At 62.6% G+C, this 11056-nt stretch carries 10 protein-coding genes; 9 read left to right on the top strand and 1 reads right to left on the bottom strand.

Going from position 1 to position 11056, the window contains the following annotated elements:
- Positions 1-5 precede the first annotated feature (5 nt).
- From narH to truA, 9 genes are all read left to right on the top strand, one after another.
- Positions 6-1514: a nitrate reductase subunit beta gene (gene narH / locus Q0X18_RS02690; protein WP_297558197.1), complete on the top strand. Its 1509-nt coding sequence runs from the start codon at positions 6-8 to the stop codon at positions 1512-1514.
- A 116-nt stretch (positions 1515-1630) separates the two neighbouring features.
- On the top strand, positions 1631-2200 hold the full coding sequence (locus Q0X18_RS02685) for a nitrate reductase (RefSeq protein ID WP_297558194.1): 570 nt from the start codon (positions 1631-1633) through the stop codon (positions 2198-2200).
- Positions 2197-2949 (top strand): respiratory nitrate reductase subunit gamma, encoded by a 753-nt coding sequence (gene narI, locus Q0X18_RS02680; RefSeq protein ID WP_297558192.1) that lies wholly within the window; start codon positions 2197-2199, stop codon positions 2947-2949. The genes Q0X18_RS02685 and narI overlap by 4 nt, the downstream gene beginning before the upstream one ends.
- Positions 2936-4282, top strand: a complete 1347-nt coding sequence (locus Q0X18_RS02675) for a nitrate/nitrite transporter (RefSeq protein WP_297558189.1) — start codon at positions 2936-2938, stop codon at positions 4280-4282. Before narI ends, Q0X18_RS02675 begins: the two co-directional genes overlap by 14 nt.
- A 53-nt stretch (positions 4283-4335) precedes the next feature.
- A complete protein-coding gene (locus Q0X18_RS02670; protein ID WP_297558186.1) occupies positions 4336-4848 on the top strand; it encodes a carbonic anhydrase in 513 nt (170 codons plus the stop codon).
- Entirely contained in the window at positions 4845-6188 is a 1344-nt protein-coding gene (locus Q0X18_RS02665) for an MFS transporter (RefSeq protein ID WP_297558183.1), read from the top strand. The genes Q0X18_RS02670 and Q0X18_RS02665 overlap by 4 nt, the downstream gene beginning before the upstream one ends.
- A 411-nt stretch (positions 6189-6599) precedes the next feature.
- Positions 6600-8168, top strand: a complete 1569-nt coding sequence (locus Q0X18_RS02660) for an iron ABC transporter permease (protein WP_297558181.1) — start codon at positions 6600-6602, stop codon at positions 8166-8168.
- Positions 8165-9256, top strand: coding sequence for an ABC transporter ATP-binding protein (locus Q0X18_RS02655; protein ID WP_297558179.1), 1092 nt, complete (start codon positions 8165-8167; stop codon positions 9254-9256). The genes Q0X18_RS02660 and Q0X18_RS02655 overlap by 4 nt, the downstream gene beginning before the upstream one ends.
- Before the next feature lie 26 nt (positions 9257-9282).
- On the top strand, positions 9283-10083 hold the full coding sequence (gene truA, locus Q0X18_RS02650; RefSeq protein WP_297558177.1) for a tRNA pseudouridine(38-40) synthase TruA: 801 nt from the start codon (positions 9283-9285) through the stop codon (positions 10081-10083).
- Here truA and Q0X18_RS02645 read toward each other — a convergent pair.
- On the bottom strand, positions 10071-11048 hold the full coding sequence (locus Q0X18_RS02645) for a hypothetical protein (RefSeq protein ID WP_297558174.1): 978 nt from the start codon (positions 11046-11048) through the stop codon (positions 10071-10073). The two genes, truA and Q0X18_RS02645, sit on opposite strands and share 13 nt — an antisense overlap.
- Positions 11049-11056 lie beyond the last annotated feature (8 nt).

The raw sequence follows: 11056 nt of genomic DNA, 5'->3' as shown, positions 1-11056 counted from the left end.
TAGCCATGAACGTACGTGCACACGTTTCCATGACCTTCCACCTCGATAAGTGCATCGGGTGCCACACCTGCTCGGTCGCCTGTAAAAACCTCTGGACCGACCGCAAGGGCACCGAGTACATGTGGTGGAACAACGTCGAGACCCGGCCCGGTACGGGTTACCCCACCGGCTGGGAAGACCAGGAGCGGTTTAAGGGGGGTTGGGAGAAAAAGAACGGGCGGCTCGAGCTCAAGTTGCACTCCCGCGCCCGGGGCCTGGCCAACCTGTTTTTCAACCCGGCCCTGCCCGAGATTGACGACTACTACGAGCCCTTCACCTTCGACTACCAGCACCTCTTCAACGCCCCCGAGAGCGACGACCAGCCGGTAGCCCGGCCCATCTCGATGATCACCGGCGAGCCCATGAACATCGCCGCAGGCCCCAACTGGGACGACGACCTGGGGGGTTCCAACCTCTACGCCCAAAACGACCCCAACTGGGCCGGCGTGTCCCCGGAAATTCAGGCCCAGATGGCCGAAATCGAGCGGGTGGCCTTCAACTACCTGCCCCGCATCTGCAACCACTGCCTGAACCCGGCCTGCGTAGCAGCCTGCCCCAGCGGCGCAATTTATAAACGCGCCGAGGACGGGGTGGTGCTGGTCAACGAGAACAAGTGCAAGGGCTGGCGCATGTGCGTAGCAGCCTGCCCCTACAAAAAGGTCTACTACAACTGGGCCACCGGCAAGAGCGAGAAGTGCATCCTGTGCTTCCCCCGCCTCGAGACCGGTCAGGCCCCGGCCTGCTTCCACTCCTGCGTGGGGCGCATCCGCTACCTGGGGGTAATCCTCTACGACGCCGACCAGATTGCCACCGCCGCCCACGCCGATATCAAAGACCTGGTACAGGCCCAGCTCAATGCCATCCTCGACCCCTTCGACCCCACCGTGATTGCAGCCGCCAAGGAGAACGGCCTGGGCGACGACTGGATTCAGGCCGCGCAGGCTTCGCCGGTATACAAGTTCGTGAAGGTCTGGAAGCTGGCCCTGCCGCTGCACCCCGAGTACCGCACCATGGCCATGCTCTTCTACATCCCGCCGCTCTCCCCCATCGTGAGTAGCATTGAGGAGGGCCTGGTCAGGCTCGAGCTCCCCCCCGAAAAAATAGATTTCGAGCTGTTCAATCACCTGGAAAAAGCCCGTCTGCCGCTGGAGTACCTGGCCAACCTGTTCGCTGCAGGCAACGTAGAGGTGGTCAAGCCCATCCTGCGCAAGCTGCTGGCCGTACGCATTTACAAGCGCCGGCAAAGCGTGGAGGGCCACATGGACGAGGCCACCCTGCGGCTGGTGGAAGCGGCCGGAACCACCCCCGAGGAGATCGAGGCCATCTACCAGCTCACCGCCAAGCCCACCCTTGCAGAGCGCTTCGTGGTGCCGCCCTACCACCGCGAGATGGCGGTAGAGGTCTGGAACGACCCCCTGGCCCACAAGGGCGAGACCGGCGTTGGGTTTATCGAGTTGCCAGTCAGGGGCGACTAGAACGGCGACAAGGCGAGAAAGGAGGAAAGAAGAAAGAGAAAAGTGAAGTCAAAGGCCTTTGCTTTCCTCCTTCCCCTTTTCTCTTTCCTCGCCTTTCATCCCCTTCAGAGGTACCTATGGACGACCTACTCACAACCCTAGCACTCGCCTACCACTACCCCCAACCGGGCTCCACCAAGGCCCTGTGGGAGAGGCTACAGGATCTACCAAAATCGAGGGCCAAAGACCTGCTCGAGCGCTTCCTCAAGGCCCTCTCCGAGCTCAAGCTGGCCGAGCGCGAGGAGCTTTTCACCCGCACCCTCGAGCTCACCCCGCTCACCGCGCCTTATATCGGCTATGCCGTCTACGGCGAGGACTACCGGCGGGGCCGCCTGATGGCCGAACTCAATGCGGCCTACCAGGCCCTGGGAATAGACACCGCGGGTGAGATTCCCGATCACCTGATCCCCATCCTGCGCTATCTGGCCAAAGCCCCAACACCCCTACCCGAGCTACGCCAGCTGCTGGAGCCGGCCCTGCACCAGATGATCCAGACCCTCAAGACCCTCGAGCCCAGCAATCCTTATTTGATGCTGTTGGAAGCGACGCTCGAGGCCGTTAAACCCTACGCCAAAGCCCCCGACTTGCAACTGCCTGTGGTGGTGGGTTCGCTCTTCGGCAGCCTATCCAAAGGAGGGCGCGAATGAACTGGAACGTGCTGCTGTTTCAAGTCTTTCCCTATGTGGCGCTGGCGCTCCTCGTTATCGTCAGCTTCCAGCGGATGCGCGGTAAGCCTTTCAGCGTCAGCAGTCTCTCGAGCCAGTTGCTCGAACGCAAGCTGCTCTTTTTCGGCTCTATCCCCTTTCACTGGGGCATTCTGATTATTCTGCTAGGGCACTTGCTGGCCGTTCTGGTACCACAGGGCCTCCTGTGGTGGAACGCCGTGCCCATCCGACTCTTCCTGCTCGAGATCACCGGCCTGGCCCTGGCCTTGTGGACGCTGGGGGGGCTGCTGGTGCTGCTCTACCGCCGGCTCTCCAACCGGCGCATCCTGGCCGTAACCCGCCCCTCCGATGTAATCGTGCTGCTGCTGCTACTGGTCTCGGTGGTTACGGGTGTTCTCACCGCCGTGCTGTACCGCTACGGCTCCTACTGGTTCCCCTCGGTCTTCACCCCTTACCTGTGGTCCATCCTCACCCTGCGCCCCCGCCCCGAGCTGGTAGCCGACCTGCCCTTCTGGATCCAGCTCCACGTCTTCAACTTCTGGGTCTTGCTGGCGCTGTTCCCCTTTACTCGACTGATTCACATCATCACCGTACCGCTGGGCTACTTGTGGCGGCCCTGGCAGTTGGTGATCTGGGTACGCAAACACCGCCGCTCCGCTGTACCCGCCGCTGCCCGCCCATCTGCCCAGCCTCAAACTGCCGAAAAAGGAGGTGCTTATGGTACAGACTAGCCCCCATGCCAATTCTTCCGAGCGCAAACAGCGCCTGGAAGTGCTCACCCTCTCTACGTTGGGTTTCACCCTGATGTTTGCCGTCTGGCTGATGTTCGGGGTGCTGGGCATCCCCATCCGCAAGGAGTTCGGCCTGACCGACGTACAGCTTAGCTGGCTCTCGGCGGTAGCCATTCTGAACGGCTCCATCTGGCGGCTTCTGGCCGGCATCCTCACCGACCGCTACGGGGGCAAGGTGGTCTTTACCGCCATGCTGCTCTTCACCGCCATCCCGGCCTATCTGGTCTCCCAGGCCAGCAGCTACGAAGCACTTCTGCTCTATGCCTTCCTGGTCGGCTTTGCCGGTAACGCCTTTAGTGTGGGCATCGCCTGGAATGCAGCCTGGTTCCCACGGGAGCAGCAGGGGTTTGCCCTGGGGGTGTTCGGGGCCGGTAATGTGGGGGCCAGCGTCACCAAGTTCATCGGCCCGGCCATCATCGCTTCAGTACCGGCAGCGGGCTACCTGGGCGGGCTGGTACCGGGCGGCTGGCGTTTTGTGCCCTTTCTATATGCGGTGTTGCTGGTCTTGATGGCCCTGGCCATGTGGGTTTTTACACCCCGCACAGATCGCAAGCCCGGTCAGGGTCGGCCCCTCCTGGAAATGCTGCGCCCCCTGAAGAACATCCGGGTCTGGCGCTTTAGCCTTTACTACGTGGTGGTCTTTGGGGCCTATGTGGCGCTCTCGGCCTGGCTCCCCAAGTATTACGTAGATGTTTTCGGGCTACCCCTCTACCAGGCCGCCCTGCTCACCGCCCTGTTTATCTTCCCGGCCAGTCTGCTGCGCCCGGTGGGGGGCTACTTCTCCGACCGCTACGGGGCCCGGCGGGTGATGTACTGGACCTTTGGCACCATGCTTTTTGCCACCTGGCTCCTGTCCATGCCCGACGGGCACATCGTGCTGTATCTGCCCAGCCGGATCGAGCCCGACGGCATGCGCGAGGTCATGCACTACACCATGACGGTCTGGCCCTTTACCCTTCTGGTCTTCCTGGTCGGGATAGCTATGGGCATTGGCAAGGCCGCGGTGTACAAGCACATCCCCGAGTACTTCCCCAAAGATGTGGGGGCGGTCGGCGGTCTGGTGGGCATGCTGGGTGCGCTGGGTGGGTTCTTCCTGCCCCCGCTCTTCGCCTACGCCCAGGCCTGGACAGGGCTGCCCCAGATGACCTTTGTGGTGCTGTTTATCCTCACCGCCATCAGCGCCATCTGGATGCACCTTACGGTTATCGCCATGCTCAACCAGGCTGCACCACACCTCCGGGGCAAAATCGAGCACCACCCCGAGGGGCACTGACGGGGCGGGTTAGCAAATGCATAAGGGCTCTACAAGGCGTATGGAGGTGGCCCATGTTGCCTGAACCCATCCAAATCTTGCTGCAAAGCCACAACCAAGGCCAGTTTTTCCCGCCCTTCGACCGCCCTGTCCTGGCTGTGGTGACCTGTATGGACTTTCGCATCCGCCTACACATGCCTGAAAACTTCGCTTTCGTGTTGCGCACTGGGGGGGCCAACCCCGCACCTGTAGAGCCCTACCTGGCCTTCTCGGTAGCCCGCATGGGCATTGGGGCCATCGCCCTGATTGGGCACACCGACTGCGCAATGCAGTACCCCGACCCCTATGTGCTCAACCACCTACCTACCAACGAGCATCATATCCAGCACTACCGCGCCCAGATTGCCGCGCTGGCTATTGGCGAGGTAGAACCTTTCACCCGGCGCCAAGCCCGCAAACTGACCGCACGACTGGGGCTTCCGGTCGTACCGCTTCTGTACCGTGTGGAAGACCACCGCCTGGTCGTTTTGGATGCCCATACCCCAGCACATGAGGCTGCTTGGGTGGGCCTCGAGAGGAACCCATGAACCCTTCCAAACCCCTTCCCACCACCTGGCTAACCCGATGGGAGCCCGAAGACCCCCAGTTTTGGGAAACCCAGGGCAAAGTCCTGGCCTGGCGTACCCTCTGGATTACCACCTTCAACCTAACCCTGGCCTTTATCACCTGGTTTGTGGTGAGCGCCCTGGTCGTGCGCCTACCCAATGTGGGTTTTCAGCTGAGCACATCGCAGCTTTTCTGGCTGGCCGCCATGCCGGGGCTGGCCGGGGGCACCCTGCGCATCATCTGGACCTTTTTGCCGCCCATCCTGGGAACCCGCCATCTGGTCACCTACTCCACGCTGCTACTGCTGGTACCCTTGCTGGGCTGGGCCTGGGCCGTACAAAACACCGCCACCCCGTTCTGGGTTTTGATGGTGCTGGCTTTTCTGGCCGGGATTGGCGGGGGCAACTTCTCGGGCTTTATGCCCAGCACCAGCTACTTCTTCCCCAAAAAGCTACAGGGCACAGCCCTGGGGATTCAGGCCGGGGTGGGCAATTTTGGGGTTTCGGTGGTGCAGTTTGTGACCCCTTGGATTATCGGCTTTGCCCTGCTGGGCTCGTTGCTGGGCGACCCGCAAACCTTCACCAAGGGCGAGGTCAGCAAACCCATCTGGCTGCAAAACGCCACCCTGGTGTACGTGCCGCTGGTGTTGTTGGGAGCAGCATTGGCCTGGTTCTGGCTAAAAAGCGTGCCGGTGCGGGCCAACTTCCGCGAGCAGTTTGATATCTTTGGCGACAAGCACACCTGGATCATGACCAGCCTCTACATCATGACCTTTGGCTCTTTCTCGGGTTTCTCGGCCACCTTCCCCCTGCTTATACGCACCGTGTACGGCAAGTTTGAAGGGGCCCCCGACCCCCTGGCCTTTGCTTTCCTGGGGCCGCTAGTGGGCTCCCTCCTCCGGGTACTGATGGGCCCCCTCACCGACCGCTACGGCGGGGCCATCTGGACACAGGTAAGCGGCATTGGCTTGCTTATCTCGGCCATTGGCGTCACCTTCTTCCTGCGACCCGTTTCCCTCGAGCAGTTCCCCTGGTTTGTGTTCTTTATGCTGCTGGTCTTCTTGTTTTCCGGCATCGGCAACGCCAGCACCTTCAAGCAGATGCCCATGATCTTCGAGCCGCGTAAGGCCGGTGGGGTGATCGGCTGGACGGCCGCCATCGCCGCCTATGGCCCCTTCGCGTTCTCCTCCCTGATTGGGGCCGTCATTGGCAGCACCGGCTCTGCTGTCGGCTTTTTCTACGGAGCTGCGGTTTTCTATGCCCTCAACGTGCTGCTCAACTGGTATTACTACGCCCGGAGGGGCGCTGAAAAACCTTGTTAAGCTCCCCCTTCTATGCAAGCGGGTTCACACAAATCCGTTACCCAGAGGCCTCATAGCAAGGCCTCTTTCACTTTGCGAACCCGGCCAGTGCTGATACCAACTCTGCGTGCAAGGGCCACTGGGCGCGTCCGAGGGATCTCTTTCCTCAAATCCCATGCAGGAATCCTCGAGCTCCCATCACCCAACACCGGTCATTCCGACGAAGGAGGAATCTGATACGGCACGGACACGACCGATTTCCTTGACCACACCCCAACAGATTCCTCGGCCAACCACGCCTCGGAAGGTGCGTTTCCCAATCTTTGGAGTCCTCTAAAGCACCAAAAACCGACAAAGATACTTGATTTATATTCTATAGCTTGCTAGCTTTGGGGATGCACGGCCCCAAGGCGGCCTGCTTGCGCTACGCACATGGTCTATGGTCTGTCCAAACCCATCCCCAAACCCCTGCTGGCGGTAGCGTTGCTGGTGGGTGCGGCGGTGCTGTTGCCGCTCCTATACCTGGTACTGCGGGCAGCCCAGGCCGAACCCCAGCAGCTTGCCGAAATTGTGCTGCGGGAGCGTAACCTGCAACTCTTGGGCAACACCGTGGCGCTGCTGGTGGGGGTGATTGCCCTCACCACGGCCCTGGCCCTCCCGCTGGCCTGGGTGACCAGCCGCACCAACCTGCGGGGCAAGCGCTTCTGGACGGTGCTGCTGGTCCTGCCGCTGGCGGTGCCGGGGTACGTGGGGGTGTTTGGCTTCTTTGGGGCTACCGGGGCTGGCGGCTGGCTCGAGCACCTCCTGGGCTTTCCCTGGCCCCGGCCCACGGGCTACCTGGGGGCCTTGGGGGTGCTGACCCTTTTTACCTATCCCTATCTGTTTTTGAACCTGCGGGCGGCACTGCTGGGGCTGGACGCGGGCCTCGAGGAGTCGGCCCGCAGTCTGGGCTACAGGGGCCTCGAGGTCTTCTGGCGGGTGGTGCTGCCCCAGCTCAGGCCCGCCTTGTTTGCCGGCTGGCTTCTGATTGGCCTGCACGTGCTGGGCGACTTTGGGGTGGTCAGCCTGGTGCGCTTTGAGACTTTCAGTTACGCCATTTACCTGCAATACTCGGCCTCCTTTGACCGGGTCTATGCAGCCTGGCTCTCGCTGATGCTCATTCTGCTCACCGGGAGCCTGCTCTGGCTCGAGGCCCGCCTGCTCAAAAACCTCTCCCTGAGCCGGGTGGGGCTGGGTAGCGCCCGAAAACCCCAACCGGTACGCCTGGGGTTCTGGCTGCTTCCCTCGCTGGGCCTGATGGCAGTGCCCATCGTGGGGGCCCTGGTGGTACCGCTCACCTCCATTGGGTACTGGCTGGCGCAGCACCCCAGCACCTATGTCAACGGCCTGGGGGGTATTCTGGAAGCCCTGCGCAACTCCGTGCAGGCCGCGGCTCCAGCCGCATTCTTGGCGGCTTGTCTGGCGCTGCCGCTGGCCTACCTGGGGGTGCGTTACCCAGGCCGGCTCTCGAGGCTCCTGGAGCGCGCCGCCTACATTGGCTACGCCACCCCTCCGCTGGCTTTTGCCCTGGCCCTGATCTTCTTCAGCCTGCGCGGGGTACCCTTTCTGTACCAAACCCTGACCTTGCTGATACTGGCCTATGCGCTGCACTTCCTGGCCGAGGCCATCGGCCCTATCCGCAGCGCGCTCTACCAGGCCCCACCTCGGCTCGAGGAGGCCGCCCGCAGCCTGGGTTACACCCCCTTGCAGGCCTTCCTCAAAGCCACCTTTCCCCTGCTGCGGCGGGGCCTGCTAGCCAGCATGGCCCTGGTCTTTTTGTCGGCGGTAAAGGAACTACCCCTCACCTTCCTGCTGGCCCCGGTAGGCTACTCTACGCTCTCGACCCGCATCTGGGGCTACACTTCAGAAGCGATGTTCGCCGAGGCCGCTCCTTATGCCCTGCTGATCGTGCTATTCTCGGCTGGACTGGTGGGCCTGCTGCTTTCCCAGGAACGACGATGAACACCCAACACGCCGAACGACCCACCGCCCCTACCCAGACCCACACCCCCATCCTGCGGGTGCAGGGCCTGACCAAACGCTTCCACCCCGACTTTCCCCCCGTAGTAGAGGACGTGGGTTTTACGGTGGAGCAGGGCGAGGTGTTTGCCCTGCTGGGCCCCTCGGGTTGCGGCAAGACCACCACCCTGCGGCTCATTGCCGGTTTCGAGCAGCCGAACAGCGGCCAGATCTGGCTGGAAGGACGGGAAATTACCAAGCTGCCCCCAGAGGAGCGGGGTATCGGCTTTGTGTTTCAGGACTATGCCCTGTTTCCGCACCTGAGCGTGTTTGAGAACGTGGCCTTTGGTCTGCGCCGCCTGCGGGGTAAAGCGCGGCAGGCCCGGGTTATGGAGGTGCTGGGTCTGGTGGGCCTGACCGTCTTCAAAGACCGCAAGCCCGGCGAGCTTTCCGGGGGCCAGCAGCAGCGCGTAGCCCTGGCCCGCGCCATCGCCCCCGGCCCCAAGCTGGTGCTGCTTGATGAGCCCTTCAGCAGCCTGGACGCCGCCCTGCGTCAGTCTACCCGCGACGAGGTGCGCGCACTGCTGAAGCAGGCGGGCATTGGGGCCATCCTGGTCACCCACGACCAGGAAGAAGCCCTCTCCATTGCCGACCGGCTGGCGGTCATGCGCAGCGGGCAGCTCGAGCAGGTGGGTACCCCCGAAGAGGTCTATCACCACCCCCGCACCCCCTTCGTGGCCCAGTTTCTAGGGCGCACCAACCTGATTCCGGGTGAAGCCAGGGGCCTCGAGGCCGAGACCCCGCTGGGGCGGATCCTGCTCACGGAGGAGGCCCAGGGCGCGGTGCTGCTCTCCCTGCGGCCCGAGGGCCTGGGCCTGGCCATGCCGTTGGGGCATCTGGGCATCGATGGCAAGCAGATCGAGGGCACCGTGCTGGCCCGAGAGTTCAAGGGCCACGACATGACCTACCGCATCCAGCTTGGCAGCCGCGAGCTAATCGTGCAGGAAAGCCCCGAAAGCCCCTTCCACCCCGGCGATAAGGTGCGGGTGCTGGTACGGGCCAAGGCCGTGGTGGTGGGGCGGGGTAGGTAGAACGTCCATGAAGCGTTGCCGATACAATGTCAATCGCTTTGGAAGACCTCGAGCTACCCAACCCCCCACGCAGGCGCATCCTGCTCACCCTCGAGTACGACGGCACCGGCTTCGCCGGCCTGCAAACCCAGGCCCAGGGCGAACGCACGGTGCAGCAGGAACTCGAGGCCGCCCTTAGCAAAATTCCCGGCGCAAGGCCCAAAATATGGCCCTGTGGCCGCACCGACGCCGGTGTGCATGCGATTGCCATGCCGGTGCATTACGATACCCTGGACAGCATCCCCACCGAAAAAATCCCTTACGCCCTCAACAGCTTGTTGCCTACGGATATCCGGGCCATCGCAGCCCAGGAAGTCGCACCGGATTTTCATGCCCGCAAAAGCTGCTACTGGCGTGAGTACCGCTACCGCATCCTGCAGCGCCGCATGCCCCCGGCCTTAGACCGCCACCGGGTCTGGTGGATTCCGCACTCGCTCAACCTGATTCCCATGCGCCATGCGCTGGAATTTCTGGTAGGCACCCACGACTTCAGGGCTTTTGCCGTAAAGGAAGAGCGTTCTACGGTGCGCGAAATCTACCGTGCCCACCTCGAGGTCTGGCCCACCGAGGGGGGGCGGGAAGTCTGGCTCGAGTTCGTGGGTTCGGGCTTTTTGCGCGGCCAGGTGCGCAGCATGGTAGGCACCCTGGTAGAGATTGGGCTGGGCAAACGGGACTCGAGCAGCATCCAGAACCTGCTCGCAAACGGCACACGCAAGGACGCTGGCCCCACCGCGCCCGCCCAGGGCCTGTATTTTGTGCGGGCTGGCTACCAGCCCTACCGCCAGTAGAGCTGCCCATAGATCCGTACTGCCTCCACCGGGGCCCTGGACAGATCTACCCCCAGCCGAAGCTGGTCGTTCCAGCTATACGCAAGCCCCACCAGCAGTTTGCGCGGTTCCTGCAACCAGGCCCTGAGGCGATCCTCGGGCAGATAGGGGCTGCTCTCACCCAAGTAGTCCCACTCCGGGTTCCACCACAAGAGCCCTTCCAGCCGGCTTTTATCCAGGGCTTCCACCTGGGCCTGGGTCTCGGCCTCGCATGGGCATTGCAACACCAGGGCCAGCGCCTGGCCCAAGGGGAGCGGCAGGGAAAACCTACCCCAAAAACCCCAATCCCACTGCCAGAAGATCTCCACCTCCTGACCCAGCAGCCCCAGCCGGGGAACAAGTTGGATGGAGGGCCCCGGTTCTCCCAGGGCATTGGGTACCTGCACAACTTCAACAAATGTACCCACCTGGAAAATATCCGCCCTACCCCCCACAAAACCCTGTCCCCCAGCCCACCCCGCGTTGGGCAGGTAGGCCAGCTCGAGGCCCAGCCAGGGTAGCTCGCCAGGGTTGTAGCGGGTAAACACCCCCCAGCGTCCGTCCCGCCCCATCAGGGTGTCGTCCCAGGGGCCGCTGTAATCGCGGCGCTTGCCCAGGCTGAGCCAAAACATACCCAAATCCTGCTCAACAAAAGCCTCGAGGAGGCCCCACTGCAGCGCCGCCTCGTACCACAGGCCAAACTCGGCCTGATAGTGTACGCCCTCCCGCTGGGTCTGGGCTTGCAGACGCGTACCCAGGGCCAGCCCCATATCGCTTGACCCCGACTGAATCGAGTAGCTAAGCCCCCACTGCACAAGCCCGGAGGGCCGCAGGCAGACCACCTTTTCGTCTGGAACCGTGCAGTTCCACGCAACCCGAAACTCGCTATTCTCCTGAGCAAACGCAAACTGCAGTAAAACCAGCAAACCAATAGCCAGAGCACGCATTCCCCTAC

Origin of the sequence: Meiothermus sp., assembly GCF_026004075.1 — a bacterium.
In the GTDB taxonomy this organism is placed as follows: Bacteria; Deinococcota; Deinococci; order Deinococcales; family Thermaceae; genus Meiothermus.
The sequence above is the reverse complement of the archived record's forward strand: the minus strand, read 5'-3'. Positions and strand labels throughout refer to the sequence as shown.